The following is a 16,719-nucleotide window of genomic DNA, read 5'->3' on the forward strand; positions in this document are numbered from 1 at the left end:
CTTGAAGGCCTCCTGGTATATATGATTTTGTCCATTTTGCTGGCCAGCTCAGGACACTCATATCATACCAAGAGGTTATTTTTTAGTTCAAACCCCATTTTTCTTCATAACAGGAATGCTGCCCGTTTGTTGAATAGTTAAAATTATGAATAATGCCTATATTTTAACATATTTTTAATTGACTTGCGTTTAACACCTTCAAATTTACACTCCATCCAATAATTATTTTTATCTTTAGAAATAGTAGGTGATTTGATTGTAGTTTTTAGAAGTAAAAACTCATATGATAGTTGGTACAACAATACAAAACGCACTGTGAATTTCTATGTGAAATACAGTGCGTTTTGCATGGATATTTACTTGTTTGCACCTCTGAAGACAGTTAACTCTAAGATAGCTTTCTATACAAATATTTCAGTGAGTGGAATTACCTTGTTGATTGTAGTGGAAGGCGCGCAGACGCCCGCGGGAGGAAGGGACAGGTGATACCCCGCAAGCTCACGAAGCGAAGCGCCTGGAACGGAAATCAACCGTTTTAGATATTATCCTATTAAAAAACTGCCACATGCAAAGTTTGCGCACTGTGGCAGTTTAGTTGCTATCTTGTTAGTTCTACTTGATATTGATATTGATCAGAGCGGTATTTTGTTTTGGCATATTCAATGGGTTTATCGCTTATGCCATAGCTCAAACGAGTCATTTCTAGTAAGGCTTGGCCACCGCTTATGCCGAGAAGATCCGCATCATGAAGGGTGGCATTGACTGCTGATATTTTTTCGTTTGCTTTTTTCAACATAACGCCGTTTTCTTCTAATATCTGATAAAACTTAGCGTTATTGAGATCATGTTTTAATAAGATTTCACCAATTTCCTCCGGCCAACACGTACGTTCAAGAGCAATCGGTAAATCGTTCACGAAACGAATTCGGTCGATCACTAATATCTTGTCCTCATCACTTAAGTTGAGTTTAGCTTTTTCAATAAAAAGGTCGTCCCTGAATTCGGTTCTTAATAACTTGGAATGAGGCATCAAGCCTTTTTCCATCACTTCTTCTGCAAAACCTGTGAGACGGCCAAGGGATCCCACTAACTTCTGATACTTGACTGTTGTTCCTTTACCTTGCTTTTTTTCCAAAAGCCCATCATGAACCATCGATGTAATCGCCTGTCTTATTGTTGTTCTGCTTACATCGAATTCTTTCATCAGTTCCTGTTCTGTAGGAATCAAGTCACCTGGTCCCCACACTTTATCCACAATTCTTTTTACCAAAATATCTTTAATCTGATGATAAAGTGGAATAGGACTGCTATGATTTATTTTCACTGTTGCCGACACTCCTTTTACCTATCTACTTCTATTCTAATATGTTTCACCTTTAAAAGATAGTATCGTCACTACCATTTATTGCAAAACATCTTAGCCCTTAACAGAACCCGCAGTCATCCCGGCAACAAAGTAACGTTGTAGGAAAAGATATGCAAGAACCATAGGTGCAGAAGCGATGATAACCCCTGTAAATAACATTGGATAATTCGTCATATACTCTCCCTGGAACTCTAATAGTGCTAGCGGAAGAGTTTTGTATTCCGCTTTTGTGATAAATAAAAGTGGATAGAGTAGATCGTTCCAATGCATCACAAATAGAAAAATAGCTGTTGCTGACAAAGATGGCAAGGATAGCGGCAATGCAATGCGATAGTACATCTGCCAGTTGTTCCCTCCGTCAATTGTACATGCTTCAAACAGTGATTTCGGAAGTGACCTCATGAATCCAGAAAGAATGAAAACCGCTACAGGCAGGGTAACGGATAGATTGACAATCATTAAACCCACTAATGAATTGGTTAAACCTAAACTGTAGACTAATTGATACAAAGGGATCATGTTTACTTGTGCCGGCACCATCATCCCAATGGTAAAGAACACGAATATTCCGCCACCTATCCAACCTCCGAGCCGTGTAATGCCGAATGCCACAAGACTTGCAAAAAATAAAGTAAAAACAACCGATACTAGTGTCACAAGTACGCTGTTTAAAAAATAAGTCCCCATCGCCTGCTCTTGAAAGATTCCAAAGTAATTACTAAAGTTAAAGCTAGAAGGCAGACTTAATATATTCTCATAAATTTCAGATGTTGTTTTAAAAGTTGCTAGTACGATTGATATCACTGGCACTAGAATAAGAGTTGCATAGATGATCAATAATAGTTTTTTAGTCCATTTCATCGTCGTTCCCCCCTTCTAATTTTCTACTCTGTTAGCCCGCAGTACACGGAATTGCAGGAATGTAATAAGTGCAATGACCAACATAAAGATTACAGACTCCGCTGATGCATATCCAAACTTAAAGCTTCTAAATGCTGTTGTGTAGATGTGGGTTGCCAAAATCTCTGTGGCATAGTTCGGGCCCCCCCTTGTCATCGCATATATCAGATCAAATGCTTTAAAAGACTGAATGGTTGTATAAGCAACGACGATGGTCGCAGCCGGAGCAATAAGCGGCCATGTTACCTTGCTGAAAGTTTGCCAGCGACTGGCACCTTCGATTTTTGCCACTTCATATAAATCCTCAGGTATTGCTTGCAGACCAGCAACAAAAATAATGAGCATCTGCCCAGTATGGAACCAAACTTGTACAAAGGCGATGGAATATATGGCTATGTTTTGGTCACCAAGCCAATTGTTTGTAAGCATTTCAAGTCCTACACTAGTAAAGAGGTTATTGATGATTCCTAAGTTAGGATCGTACATATAGGACCAGATGAATGCTACCGATACAGAGGAGAGAATGGTCGGAAAGAAATACAGAGCTCTTAGGAAAATATTTGTTTTTGTATTTTTCACAAGTAAAACTGCAAACACCAATGAAAACAAAGTTTGAAAAACCACTACAAACAACATGAACTTTAAGTTATTTGTCATTGCCTTAATAAAAATAGAATCATTGGTAACTAGATTGGTATAATTCTCAAATCCTACAAAGTTAAAGTCTGTAGTAAGTCCATCCCAATCTGTGAATGAGTAAAATACTGCACTAATCGTTGGGAGAATAAAGAAAATACTATAAAAAATAAGCCCTGGTACAAAAAATAAGTAAAGCCACTTACTCTGTTTCATCGTATCCCCCTTTCATATGAAAGGAAGAGGAGAACAAGCTCCTCCTCCCCTTAAAAATTAATTTAGGTTTTGATCAACAATTTGTTGCGCTTTTTTCGCAGCTTCTGCCGGTTCGGTACCGCTTAATACATCTTGGATAGAGCCAACAATCGCTTTTTCTACATCAGCGTTTGGAATTAGATAACGTGGTTGGAACCTTGTATTTTTATCCATCCAATGTACCGTATCTTTTAAAACGTCAGATTCATAGTTTACATCGTTAACCGTTAAATGCTGTCCAGTCTTATTCGCATAAACAGAAGCATTCTCCGGTTTACTCAAGAATTCAATGAATGCTTTCGCCTGCTCTTGTTTCTCTGATTTACTGTTAACTGCCAACATGAAAGTGGTAGTATGAATACCTTCATATTTTGCTTCAGACTCCGAAACTGTAATTGGTGCCAATAAATTCAATTTGACATCTTCTTTATGGCTCTTAATATTTGCCATCGCATAGGAGCCTGTAGCAAGCATCGCAGCTTTTTCTTGTCCCACTAGAGCAATCGCTCCATCATGCTTTGTTCCTAAAGCATTCGCTTGGAAATATTCTTTGTCATTTAGTTCCTTGAATTGAGATAACGTTTTTACCCACCACTCGTCCGTTAACTTAACTTCTCCGTTTACAAGTTTAGTAAAAACTTCTTCATCTGTTGCATTGTTCATCATCATAGCGTTCATTAATTGACCAGGACCAATATCAGCACCTGGGAAAGCAATAGGTGTGTAGCCATTCTTTTTTAGGGTTTCACATAAAGCCAAAAATCCTTCCCAATCGGTTGGTGGCTCTAACCCTAACTCTTCAAAAATCCCTGCATTATAGATAGGTTGGTTAAACACAAGCTGATATGGTAATGCATATTGTTTTCCTTCGCTTTGTCCCACTTCTAAGAGACTTTCATTAAAATTAGAGACAAACTCTTCTCCAGATAGGTCCTCAAAGAACCCAGCTTTTTGGATGATTTCAAATTGAGATCCAGGCATGGATACAAAAACATCACCTGTCGTACCATCACGAAGTAACGTTTGTGCAGTAGATTGATATTGTTCTGACGGGTATGCCGTCATATCGACTTTTATTTCTGGATTTTCCTCTTCAAACTTAGCTATCAATTCATTAAACACCTCAACGTCTTCCCCACGCCAATGAATAAAACTGATGGTTGTTTTTCCATCCTTCTCACCAGTTGATCCTTCTGAAGAACATCCTACTAAAGCAAGAGACGCCATTAATGCCAACATGATCGAGAGCATTTTAAATTTTTTCATAACATTTCCCCTTTTTTATTATAACGTTACTACCTTAACCTACTTACGTTACTACCTTTAAAACCAAAGTACCCCCTCTAACACAAGCGAAAGTCAAATGGCAGCGTTTTCATAACTCCTATTTAAAATAATACTTTCTTTTTTCAGTAAATTCAATAAATATTTTTTAAATTCCCACTATTTATTTTTCATATTTTAAAAGACTTGTTGATTTATTGAGTCCCCTGGCTGTTGATTGGAGTGGAAGGCGCGTAGACGCCCGCGGGAGGAAGGGACATGTGAGACCCCGGAGGCGCAGCTCACGGACCACCCGCAGGTAAGCGAGGCTCCTGGAACGGAAATCAACAGCGACGTATAAGCTAACGGCGATGAGGACTTCTCTTCTCCTTTTTCCTTGTCACTCAGGTCTTCATACTGATCATGAGGACTTCCCTACTCCTTTTTCCTTGTCACTCAGGTCTTCATACTGACCATGAGGACTTCACTCCTCCTTTTTCCTTGTCACTCCAGGTCTTCATACTGACCATGAGGACTTCTCTCCTCCTTTTTCCTTGTCTCTCAGGTCTTCATACTGACCATGAGGACTTCCCTACTCCTCTTTCCTTGTCTCTCAGGTCTTCATACTGACCATGAGGACCTCTCTCCTCCTTTTTCCTTGTCACTGAGGTCTTCATACTGAACATGAAGACTTCTCTCCTCCTCTTTCCTTGTCACTCAGGTCTTCATACTGACCATGAGGACTTCTCTCCTCCTCTTTCCTTGTCACTCAGGTCTTCATACCTTCAATGAGGACTTCCCTACTCCTTTTTCCTTGTCACTCAGGTCTTCATATCCACACTGAGGACCTCCCTACTCCTTTTTCCTTGTCACTCCAGGTCTTCATTCATACTGACCATGAGGACTTCCCTCCTCCTCTTTCCTTGTCACTCAGGTCTTCATCACGGCGATGAGGACTATTCCACATTTCGATTATTTTATAATTTCCTAAACAACAAAAAAAGCCAGCTCCCATAAAAGGAACTGACCCTATAAAACAATCCAAAACATAATAGGTAAACTAACAATAGTCAACAACGTACTAATCAAAGTACTACTCGAAACAAAATCCGGCTCCGTATTAAACTCCAACGCATACATCGTAGTATTTGCAGCAGTCGGCATCGCAGCCATAATAATCATTAACTGCTTCACCATCGGATCTACAGGAAGCATCAATGTTAAACCAAAAGCAATTAAAGGAGAAAGAAATAATTTAATACCAATAGCATAAACCAATTTTTCCTTTGATGCATGTTTAATAGATATCTTAGCCAGCTGCATCCCCAATATAACCATAATAACAGGAACAGTGGCATTTGCTACAAGATCGACGGCTTCCATGATAGAAGAGGAAACAGGGATGGAAAGAATCTGGAAGGACAAACCAATAATCGCCCCGTAAAGAATAGGCATTTTCACTACTGCTCTTAAAGCCGTTTTCACGCCGGCATTTTCCGGACTACCTTTGGCAGCATAGTAAACACCCACTGTACCCATTAACAATGATTGTACAACCATCAACACGATCGCATACTCAAAGCCCGCCGCTCCAAACAGCAATAATGCAACAGGAGTTCCGTAATTTCCATTGTTCATGAAACTTGCCGCGAGAATCATCCCGCAAGTTTCCGCTCTCGAGAATTTTTTTATCCAAGAAAGCAAATACACAAAAGCGATTAGTGCAAAACATAGAAGAAACGTATATAGGATGATGTATAAATGGTTACTGCTAAATGCATTTGTATAAAAAGTCCTAAATACCAGTACGGGAGATAGTAAATACAAGGCCATCTTTGATAAGGTTTTGGTATCAAACCCCAATGTTTTCTGTCCGATGAACCCTATGGCAAATATCATAAATACAGGTAGTAGTACTTGTAAAAAAGCCAAACCTCTTCGCCTCTATCCTCTAATAAAAAATGGAAAAGCCCCGGCTCCACCAACCCGAGCCAGGCCATCCTATAACTTTACCATACTATTATAAATTAAATACAACGATTCTTTCTTCTGTCATTTCCTCCATCGCATATCTAGGGCCTTCTTTTCCAGTACCGCTTCTCTTTACGCCACCATATGGCATACTATCCACTCGATAAGCAGAAGCATCATTCACAATCAGGCCACCCACTTCAATCTCTTTGGCAGCCTTCATCGCAAACCCTAAATCCTTCGTGAACAACCCAGCCTGCAATCCATAATCAGAATCATTCACTTTCGCAATGACTTCCTCTTTTTCCTTATAAGGTGCAACAGAAACGACTGGTCCAAACAATTCCTGACGGCAAACTTTCATATCATCATGCACATCTGTAAGAATTGTAGGATAATAGAATGCTCCATCACGTTTAGCGCCTGTTACAACCGTTGCGCCTTGTTCCACTGCTTCATTCACCCAAGCCTCCACACGCTCTGCTTCGCTTAAGCGGATCATCGGGCCGATATCGGTTGTTTCATCTAGTGGATTACCAACCACAAATTTTTCAGTTTTCTCTTTAAGCTGTTGGACAAATGTTTCATACACATCCTCATGTACATACACACGTTGTACAGAAATACATACTTGACCTGCATTATTGAAACTCTTCTGAGCTACCATAGAGGAAGCAAGCTCTAAGTCCGCGTCTGAGTGCACTACAGTAGCGGAATTGTTTCCAAGCTCTAATGCAACTTTTCTAAGACCAGCTTTTTGACGGATCAGTTCACCAACACGAGGACTTCCAGTAAAAGTGAACATATTAACATCCTGATTTTCTAACAACCAATCTCCAATGCTTGGGCCGTCTCCTGTAAGCACATGTAAACGTCCCTTAGGCAACCCAGCCTCTATAAGCACATCCGCTAACATATACGCGCAAACAGGTGTCACTTCTGCAGGTTTTAATACTACACTGTTGCCTGCTGCCAATGCTGGTCCGATTTTATGGCAAACAAGGTTAAGTGGTACGTTGAATGGCGTAATGGCTGCAATAACTCCAACTGGTACTTTTAGAGTGAATGCCATGCGGTTTTCAGATCCTGGTGCTGCTTCCACAGGGACACCTTCCCCGTGAATTCGTTTTGCTTCTTCTGCAGAGATTTCCAGCGTCTGTGCTGCGCGTTCTACTTCCCCTCTTGACTCTCTGATTGGCTTTCCAACCTCTGTAGCCAATACGTTAGCAAACTCTTCTTTTTTTGCTACTAACAGCTGTGCCGCTTTAAGTAATACTTGGTAGCGTTGATACGGAGTAAAGTCTTCTTTTAAAGAATCCTTTGCTATTTGTACTGCTTCTTTCACATGAGCTTGTTCCGCGACGGCAACATGGTATGCCGCTTCTTGAGTGTATTTATTTGTAACTGCCATGGTTTCTTTCGTTTCTACTGTTTGTCCATTGATATATAGTCCGTGTGTCGAGATAGTTGTTGTTGTCATCATTACAGCCCCTTTATCATCTTGTTAGTTCCACATTGTAGTGGTATTGATCACTTCGGAATTTCGTTCTGGTATACTCAATTGGTTTGTCATCCAGTCCATAACTTAGTCTTGTCATCTCAATTAAAGCTTCCCCTGCCCTAATTCCGAGCAAATCTGCTTCATGCATCGTAGCATTCATGGCAGATATTTTTTCACTAGCTTTTCTTAAGGCAATCCCATTTTGTTCAAGGATCTGATAAAAGTTTGCCTGATTGAGCTCCTCTTTCATCAGCTTCACGCCAATTGATTTTGGCCAGCAGCTTCTTTCGTAAGCTATTGGCAAGTTATCGGCAAACCGAATGCGTTCGATAACTAATATGGACTCATCTTCCGTTTGGAGCATTGCTTTTTCGTGATACAAGTCGGTGGAGAATTCAGCCCTTATCAGTTGAGAATATGGTGTTAAACCCCGCTCTAACACTTCTTCAGCAAAGCCTTTTAACCGACCCAAACTTCCCACAAGCTGTTGGGATTTAACGATGGTACCCCGTCCTTGCTGCCTCTCCAATAATCCATCCTGCACCATCATGCTGATTGCCTGTCTGATGGTCGTTCTACTAACCTCAAACTCTTTCATCAATTCTTGTTCAGTTGGTATTAATTTATTTGGCAGCCATATTTTCTCCTGGATCCGCTGGATAAGTGTTTCCTTTATTTGAAGATAGAGCGCTGTTTGTTTGTTGCTTTGTTGGTGCATATTAAAAACCCCTTTGTTGTCCCCTTAGACAAGCAAACTCTTTTTAAGAGCCATAGATCTCTGTTTTAATTCCTAGCATTCTACCAAGTTCCACAAGTTCTTCCACCACGTCATCGTATACTAAGGCAAAATGCGGCTCAAATCCTTCATTCATAACTTCATATAAAGTCTCCGTTACATCTTTTTGTAGGGCCACTTCCACAGAAGTACCTTGGAAGTGCTGTGGAGAATCTAGTGCTTCTCCCTTCATGATCAGTAAACGATATCCTTCTGGTGTATGACTCACTCGGAAAATCGTGACACCGCCAGCCTTCAATCCAAAGTCCATGGTAAATCCAAGTTTTCTGTTCGGATGAACACCTGCTGTGGCACCAGTCTCTTCTCTTGCCAAGGAATACGCTCCTGCACCACAATGCCAAAATACAACAGAATTATTATCTTCATTTACATGGACAAGGTCACCAAGATACGGCGCTTTTCCACCGCTCAATTGTTGTAAAACAAACATGGATACAGAACCATGGATGTCTGACTCACAGGATGAAACGACACCATCTTCTGTAAATTGAGATAGAGTGGAACAAGCGGCAGCCCCTAAATCGTTGAAAAAGTCTGGCCAGCATCTAACCGCTATAGCCTGTATGTCGTGTGCTTCGATATGTTTTTTGATATAGGTGGAGAATTGTGCGAATTTCGTCACTGTTTCATCTGATCGATTTAAGCCGATTACTTGCTGTTCTGCTCTTTCAATCGCAGGCAACCATTCCTCTTTTGGAAGCTCCACGCATTCTTTAAATGCTTTTTGCAGATCCATTTTGTATAAGTTCACGCCAAGTGCTTCTTTTAGTTCTTGTTCGTTTGTATCTGAGAAAAAGAATCCTGGAGGGTGTTCTCCTACGACACCGATGGTCAACTCATTTAATTGAGCCAGGACTCTACTTACTTTTAATTGTTTTGCTAATTTATCTTGAAGCTTTTGTTCATCTGGATTTCCGAAAACAAAGGCAAATGTATGGTTATGGTTTCGGAGCACATTACTTGTGCTGTTACCTCCCGTTAAGGAGTTCAAACGTAAGCGTCCTCCTACACTCGGTTCTCTAACAGACCATACAATAACAGGCTCTGTTCTATGCTTTAAAATTTCAACCATGAATTCGCCATCTGCAAATGTGACACTCTGATAAAGAATGGTATCTATTTTTTCATGTTTTACATCTTTCAAGAAATCTTCCAATTCTTCTACAGAGGTTAAAATACCACTTGGCTCGATTACCTTAGCACAGGTAGTATTTAACCATTCAGAGCTCTGAAGACGATATGCTTCCCCTGCTTCTAAATCAAATGTTTTTCTTCCAATAGGTACATATAAAATATTGTTATTTAGCATCATTAGTTCCCCTTTATGAATAGGCTTACATTGAGTATAACATAGGTTACTACCTTTTTGTAAATATCATAACCTTTGTTTTTAACAGAAAGGGACTGTTCTATTGCAAAATCAGTCCCTATTTCTATTATTGTATTTCTTTTAATTTACCAAATAGATCTGCCCACTCTGAGTTTTTACGGTAGAAAACAGGTGGTTCACCAATTGGGGCTTCCACAGTAATGTTTCCGCCTGTATACTCTTTTCCACTCCAAACATGGACCCATTCATCCTCAGGAAGGTAAACATCCCACGTTGTAGCGCCTTCATTATAAACAGGTGCTACAAGGAGGTCTTTTCCATATAAATATTGATATTGTATGTCATAAGCTGCTTCATCATTTTCATAGTGCATGAACAGAGGTCGTTGCACAGGTGTACCTTTTTCTGCATTTTGTTTCACCAGGATTTTTGTATATGGTGCCAAAGTTGTATAAACGGTAGTCATTTTTGCCAACTGTTCAAGAGAACGGTCTGTATCGTCAAATTGGAAGCAGTCGTACGGTCTATTCCCTTCATGGGAACGCATAACAGGTGTGAATGCGCCAAGTTCTGTCCAACGTAGCAACAGCTCTTCGTTTCGCTTATTGCCAAACAAACTGGTATATCCGCCGATATCACTGTGATGCAATCCGTTACCAAGCATCCCTGCTGAAAGTGCTGCCGGGATGACTGATGCTAACCCATCATCCAAGGTGAAATCAACACTCTGATCTCCACCCCATAATAGTGTATTGTATTTCTGTATACCTGTATAACCTGCTCTCATAAAGTAGACAACGTCGCCTAATTTCCCTGCTTCTTCAATAGCTTCATAGTTTACCTTTGCCCACATGGTAGGCCACGCGTTATGCATTTTCATTGGATCTTCTCCACTGTGCAGCTTCACATCTGTAGGGAGATATTCTCCAAAGTCAGCCATCCATCCGTCCAATCCAAAACCAATCAAATTATCTTGAATGACCGTTTTATACCATTCTGTCGCCTCAGGGTTTGTAAAATCAACCACTCCACAAAAGAACTCGCCAAAATCTACTAGGTAGACTTCATTCTCGTCATTCAATGCTAAATATCCTCTTTCTTTAGCTGTAGCAAATAGATTTCCTTCCTCGGCTACATAAGGATTAATATATCCTAGGAAACGAATACCTTTTTCTTTCCATTCGTGAATCTTAGTGTCCAGGTTTGGATACACTTCAGGATTCCACTGCCAGTTCCACATTAGACGCTTTCCAAAAGAAGTCATACGGATACCTTGCCAATCCTGACACCAGACACCGCCTACTTTGACACCTTTAGCAAGGGCTTTTTCCAGTTTTTCTTCGACTACATCCGTACCACCCTGAATTCCTAACCAAATTCCGTTATAGGTCCATTCTGGTAATTCGGGCTGACGGCCAAAGCGATCCGTGATTTTTTCAAGCAATCCTAAAAAGTCATTAGCTCCTTCAAGTACTATCTCTTTTGGCATTTCCCAAATTTGAAGTTCATGGAAAGAATCGTTTCTAAAATCGAAATCCGCATAAGCTGTCGTTTCTACATGACAATAATATTTTCTGCTTGATACAAAGGTAGGTTGTGGATAATTTGTATGATAATAATCTCCACCGGCCATTCCCGTTACATCTGATTGCCACGTTACATAGGTGCTTTTATTCCTACCAACACCTGGTTCTGAAGTCCATAGGGGGAAATTCTTCCCTCTCATATTAAAGTGAGTCAGCTGTTCTCCGCAGCCATACACTTTTTCCTCTTTATTTGCCTTTATACGACACCAAAAACGATTGATGTCCTTGTTTGCTTTTACAAATAATAGCTTTACTTGATTAGCATTTTGCAGCAATTGAACAGTTACGACAGAAGGGCCATTTGGATAACTTGCAAAATCTATTTCAATGGAACTGTTCTCGTTCCTTACGGTGATAAATGGTAGTGCCACACGTTCTGTTACATAATCTTTAATGTCAAAGTTACCGCGATACATTTTAACATTTTCTTGCCCTTTTCCTACAAAAAGGAAGGGGGTTTCAGGAGAATGATGTAATATCTCCTCCCCTTTCCACGTAACAGTAAAATTATCATTCTCCGTTACTACCTGCATCAATGCATTTTCAGTAAGAACTGCCATGGGATATCCCCCTTACGCTGATTTTTTATTTTTGATAAGCTCTTCTTGCTTCTTATCAAGATAGTTTTCATATTTCTTGTTCCAAACTTTCATAGATAAATAACTCATAATAATTGATAGGAAGAGCACACCGCCCATTACTGGCCAGAAATACGGTGAAACAATTGCTGACTCATAAGCTAAACCGATCGGCGAGAAGACAACATATGTCATCACTACAAGTGTTAATAAAATTACCGTTGTCAACAATGAGTATTTCCAGGGTGTAAGCTCCACTTGTGCATTCTTTTTATATACATAAGGTGTTTTCAATGGTTTAACGTTACCAATAAGCAACATGATTCCTACTTCAACAAAGAATAGAATCGCGTATATGTGTATAAAGTTTAAGTCTACTTTATATCCAAATAAATGGTTGGTTCCCCACACAAGCATGTAGTACGTAATTACGTGGAAAATGACTACCACTTTCGCAGCTAGTGCTGGAACGCGTTTGGAAAGTAGTCCAACTAACACAATCGTAATGATTGGAATGTTAAAAAATCCTGTGAACCGACGAATCAAATCCCAAAGTCCTGTAGACGCTTCCATTAATAACGGCGATACACAGAACGATACAAGGGCAATTAACACCCCAAAGATTTTACTGATCTTAATAAGTTGTGCATCTGTTGCACTTGGATTCATTGTTGGTTTATAGATATCAAGTGCAAACATCGTTGCAGCTGAGTTTAATAAGGAGTTAAATGAACTGAATACTGCTCCAAGCAAAACAGCTAAGAAGAACCCTGACATATAAGTCGGCAACAAATCAGCTACAAGCGCTGGGTATGCCAAATCTACTGATTGAAAATTTCCTCCGTATAGATGAAACGCAATGACTCCAGGTATCATCATGAATAAAGGAATGGCTAATTTGAAAAACCCGGAATAAAGAACCCCTTTTTGTCCTTCTGATAAACTTTTTGCTCCTAATGTACGTTGAATAACGTATTGGTTCGTCCCCCAGTAAAAGAGGTTAGCAAAAATCATACCTGTAAAGATAGTTCCAAACGGTACCGAATCATCGCTTCCGCCAATGGCATTTAATTTTTCAGGATGTGTAAGGGCGATAGTCTTCATTCCTTCTACCATACTGCCGTTCCCTAACGCGATAAAACCGAGAACCGGAATCAACAATCCAATGACGAGCAACCCTACTCCATTGATTGTATCAGAGACAGCAACTGCCTTTAATCCTCCAAAGATTGCATATATCGCACCAATAATTCCTACCACCCAAATAATCAACCAAACAGATTGACCATAAGAAATCCCAAGCAGTTGGGGCACATCAAAAAGCTTTAAGATTGCTAAAGCACCAGAATAAAGTGTAGATGGAATAGTGACAAGAATATATCCTAACATGAACAAGATAACAGTGTATCGACGAACACCCTCGTCATAACGGGTACTCAAAAACTCTGGTAACGTCGTAAAAGCCCCTCCCAAATATTTTGGGAGCAAATATAAGGCCATGATTGTGATAGCAAATGCCGCCGTTACTTCCCAAGCCATATTAGTCATGTTCTTCCCGTAAGAAGCCCCATTAAGACCAACCAATTGTTCAGCTGATAGGTTTGTCAGCAACAAGGAACCTGCGATAAACATCCCCGTTAAGCCACGACCTGCCAGGAAGTAACCTGTAGAATCGTTTACTTCTCCTCTTGTTTTCAGATAAGAAAACCAAGCAACCAATCCCATAAAAAACATACATGATAATAAAGTAAAAAGGACATTAGACATCCCCATATCTGTCACCCCTTCAATTCTAACAACTTTTTAAGCGTTTACATTTTATAGAAAAGTTCGATATTTTCCCCAGTAATCCCCGGATGTGCTCCTTTTTCCATGAGCACTTCTCTGTCTGGATGTGCAAGAAGCCACTTGTTTTTCATAAATAACAGTTGGTCTTCCTTTGTCTTTTTTCCCAGACCTTCTGGTAAAGGTTCATTCGTACCTTTTGGTAAAATAACAACCGTTTTAAAGCCTTCATCCTGCACTTTGCAAGGGGCAAAATGGAGCGTTGTCGCATAAAGTTCCACGGCTTTTCCCTTCGGAACAAAGAAACCGGTTACATTAACACTTTTAAAAGAATTATCTACGATATCTTGGACCTGTCCGAGCAGGAGAACCATATCGGTACATGCCACGTTGATCTCACTGGATTTATGATACTCCAACCCATTTAATGTGGAGTTTACCCCGTTACAATAACCTACTTGAATGTCCATTCCGCCATAGAAGTTTTCCTTGATTGATTCCGAAGGTGCTTGTTTTTCCATTTCCGGAATCGATGCCATATAGACATTACCTTCCTTTGGAATATCTTTTTCATTCATATAGTTAAGATAACTTGTGAAATCGTATTCTTCTACTATTCTACCAAAAGGTAAGAATTCTTCATCATCTATATGGAATATGGATAGATTTGTATTAAGTGATCTTAACAATTCAAGCTTAGACATTTTCAACTCTCCCAAATTGCGATGTTTTAATAGGCGGGCTCTTCATTAAGAAGAGCCCCGCTAATTTATTACTTCACTTCTTCCAATTCCTTGGCAGTGTTATCCCATGCGTCGCGGAAAACTCCTAAACCGTAATCAGTGAATGGATGCGCAAAGCTAGCTTTATATACATCAAAGCCACATGTCACAATATCTGCACCAGCTTTCGCTGCATCTGCAATTTGTTTACCATTGCGAAGAGCTGCAACAATGATTTCTGTTTCCATATTGTGCATTTTATAGATATCTACAATGTCTTGAATGTAAGGAGCTGTATCTTCTCCACTGTTTTCTTTCCAACCTACGAAAGGAGAAACAAATTTCGCTCCAATTCTAGCTGGCTGTAATGCTTGAGAAGGAGAGAATACCAATGTAACGTTTGTACGAATTCCTTCTTCCTCAAGTCTTTTCGCAGCAATCAGTCCTGGCTCCGTGCAAGGAATCTTGATGATGAAGTTGCTTGATAAACTAGCAATCTCTTTTCCTTCACGTACCATTTCTTCAGGATCTTCTAAATGCGGGTTGATTTCAACTGAGATCGGAAAGTTCTCCACGTTTTTAAATTCTTCCCCTAATTCTTTTAAAACTGTCAAGAGAGGCTTGCCGCTGTTCATGATGTGTCTTGGGTTAGTTGTAACCCCGTCAATTCCCCAGTTCTTATACGCATAACGAATCTCTTCAATCTTTGCACTATCTAAAAAATATTTCATTCTAATTCCCTCCTAAAATGTCTGGATGTTTCTAAAATGATAATAATATTGTTACCTTTTAATAAAGGTTATTACCTTTAAATACATCATAAGAAAACGCATTCAATTTTGCAAGTGTTTTTTTATATTTATTAGTAATTTTCTAATAACAACAATATCCAGTTTTTATTTATTGCACTTCTCTTCTTGTTTAGAGTATTATATTGATAACAAATATCCGATAATACAGGTGGGATTAATTGTATATGAAAAATAATACTATACCAAAACCGTTAGTCACTTTTAATCAATGGTTCATATTGACGTCTGTTATCCTTTCTCTCGTTTCCGGACTATACTTTCTAATGGTATTTCCTCTGGTTTCAGGGCTTATGGGATTGTTGTTGAAGTGGAATCCAGCTCTAAGTGTTGCAAGAAAATTCCTCTCTAAGCCTGCAGGATCTTATGTTCAGGAGGATGTTGCTCAGCTGCAGTTTAATCAGAGCATTGCGGTAGCCTGCTTGGCATTGGCGCTTTTCGGGTTTTATTCTGGATTTGTTGTAATTGGTTTTGCGTTTGCCATCATGGTAGGTGTTGCTTCAGGAGTTGCTTTAATGGGGTTTTGTGTAGGATGTTTTATCAGGTTTCAGTGGCAGCAGTATCGATATCGTCGGGCAAGCTAGACAATGATATAAATATTATTGATATGAACTCCTTTTAGGGGTTCTTTTTTTTTGCCTGTGATTAATTCAAGAACGTATGAGGGCTTTGTTTTGCTGCGTTGGATCGACATTGTCCTTATTGACTTAATATAATGACCTCCTACTCTTAATACATACAAACATTGTCCTTATTGACCTCGTATGACGACCTCCTTCCTCAAAAACACACTAACACTGTCCTCATTGACTTCATATGACTACCTCCTACTCCAAAAACACCCAAACACTGTCCTCATTGCCCCCGTATGACTACCTCCTTCCTCAAAAACACACCAACACTGTCCTCATTGACCTCGTATGACTACCTCTTTCCTCAAAAACACACAAACACTGTCCTCATTGACTTCATATGACTACCTCCTACTCCAAAAACAAACAAACATTGTCCTCATTGGCCTCGTATGACTACCTCCTGCTCCAAAAACACCCAAACATTGTCCTCATTGACCTCGTATGACGACCTCCTGCCCCAAAAACACACAAACATTGTCCTCATTGACCTCGTATGACTACCTCCTTCCTCAAACACACTAAAACATTGTCCTCATTGCCCTCGTCTGACGACCTCCTACACCAAAAACACACAAACACTGTCCAC

The 16,719-nt window shown here is 39.8% G+C and carries 13 protein-coding genes; 1 reads left to right on the forward strand and 12 read right to left on the reverse strand.

Annotation, left to right across the window (positions count from 1 at the left end; translation table 11 throughout):
- Positions 1-598 precede the first annotated feature (598 nt).
- The 12 genes from HC179_RS21260 to HC179_RS02850 all read right to left on the reverse strand — a co-directional run bounded on the left by HC179_RS21260 (position 599) and on the right by HC179_RS02850 (position 15,420).
- Positions 599-1,324, reverse strand: coding sequence for a UTRA domain-containing protein (locus tag HC179_RS21260; RefSeq protein WP_168862940.1), 726 nt, complete (start codon positions 1,322-1,324; stop codon positions 599-601).
- Between the two features lie 93 nt (positions 1,325-1,417).
- On the reverse strand, positions 1,418-2,227 hold the full coding sequence (locus HC179_RS02800; RefSeq protein ID WP_168862941.1) for a carbohydrate ABC transporter permease: 810 nt from the start codon (positions 2,225-2,227) through the stop codon (positions 1,418-1,420).
- A 15-nt stretch (positions 2,228-2,242) separates the two neighbouring features.
- On the reverse strand, positions 2,243-3,118 hold the full coding sequence (locus tag HC179_RS02805) for a carbohydrate ABC transporter permease (protein WP_168862943.1): 876 nt from the start codon (positions 3,116-3,118) through the stop codon (positions 2,243-2,245).
- A 57-nt stretch (positions 3,119-3,175) separates the two neighbouring features.
- Positions 3,176-4,423: an ABC transporter substrate-binding protein gene (locus HC179_RS02810; RefSeq protein WP_168862944.1), complete on the reverse strand. Its 1,248-nt coding sequence runs from the start codon at positions 4,421-4,423 to the stop codon at positions 3,176-3,178.
- Positions 4,424-5,449: 1,026 nt separating this feature from the next.
- Complete coding sequence (locus tag HC179_RS02815) at positions 5,450-6,352, reverse strand: AEC family transporter (protein WP_168862946.1); 903 nt, start codon at positions 6,350-6,352, stop codon at positions 5,450-5,452.
- An 88-nt stretch (positions 6,353-6,440) separates the two neighbouring features.
- A complete protein-coding gene (locus HC179_RS02820; protein ID WP_481747950.1) occupies positions 6,441-7,871 on the reverse strand; it encodes an aldehyde dehydrogenase family protein in 1,431 nt (476 codons plus the stop codon).
- Between the two features lie 16 nt (positions 7,872-7,887).
- Positions 7,888-8,610, reverse strand: a complete 723-nt coding sequence (locus HC179_RS02825) for a GntR family transcriptional regulator (protein WP_168862949.1) — start codon at positions 8,608-8,610, stop codon at positions 7,888-7,890.
- 43 nt (positions 8,611-8,653) lie between these two features.
- Positions 8,654-9,997 carry a sulfoquinovose isomerase gene (gene sftI, locus HC179_RS02830; protein WP_168862957.1) on the reverse strand — a complete coding sequence of 448 codons (1,344 nt, stop codon included), beginning with the start codon at positions 9,995-9,997 and terminating at the stop codon, positions 8,654-8,656.
- 127 nt (positions 9,998-10,124) lie between these two features.
- The gene (locus HC179_RS02835) at positions 10,125-12,164 is read right to left on the reverse strand and encodes an alpha-glucosidase (RefSeq protein ID WP_205825198.1); all 2,040 of its coding nucleotides are present in this window, start codon (positions 12,162-12,164) and stop codon (positions 10,125-10,127) included.
- 12 nt (positions 12,165-12,176) lie between these two features.
- Positions 12,177-13,955: a solute:sodium symporter family transporter gene (locus HC179_RS02840; RefSeq protein WP_168862950.1), complete on the reverse strand. Its 1,779-nt coding sequence runs from the start codon at positions 13,953-13,955 to the stop codon at positions 12,177-12,179.
- 38 nt (positions 13,956-13,993) lie between these two features.
- Positions 13,994-14,671, reverse strand: coding sequence for a DUF4867 family protein (locus HC179_RS02845; protein ID WP_168862952.1), 678 nt, complete (start codon positions 14,669-14,671; stop codon positions 13,994-13,996).
- A gap of 68 nt (positions 14,672-14,739) precedes the next feature.
- On the reverse strand, positions 14,740-15,420 hold the full coding sequence (locus HC179_RS02850; protein WP_168862953.1) for a transaldolase family protein: 681 nt from the start codon (positions 15,418-15,420) through the stop codon (positions 14,740-14,742).
- 245 nt (positions 15,421-15,665) lie between these two features.
- Here HC179_RS02850 and HC179_RS02855 point away from each other — a divergent pair, with 245 nt between their 5' ends.
- Positions 15,666-16,082: a DUF4395 domain-containing protein gene (locus HC179_RS02855; RefSeq protein ID WP_168862955.1), complete on the forward strand. Its 417-nt coding sequence runs from the start codon at positions 15,666-15,668 to the stop codon at positions 16,080-16,082.
- The last annotated feature ends 637 nt before the right edge of the window (positions 16,083-16,719 follow it).

It is taken from the genome of Bacillus sp. RO1 (assembly GCF_012524115.1).
Taxonomy (GTDB): domain Bacteria; phylum Bacillota; class Bacilli; order Bacillales; family Bacillaceae_I; genus Sutcliffiella_A.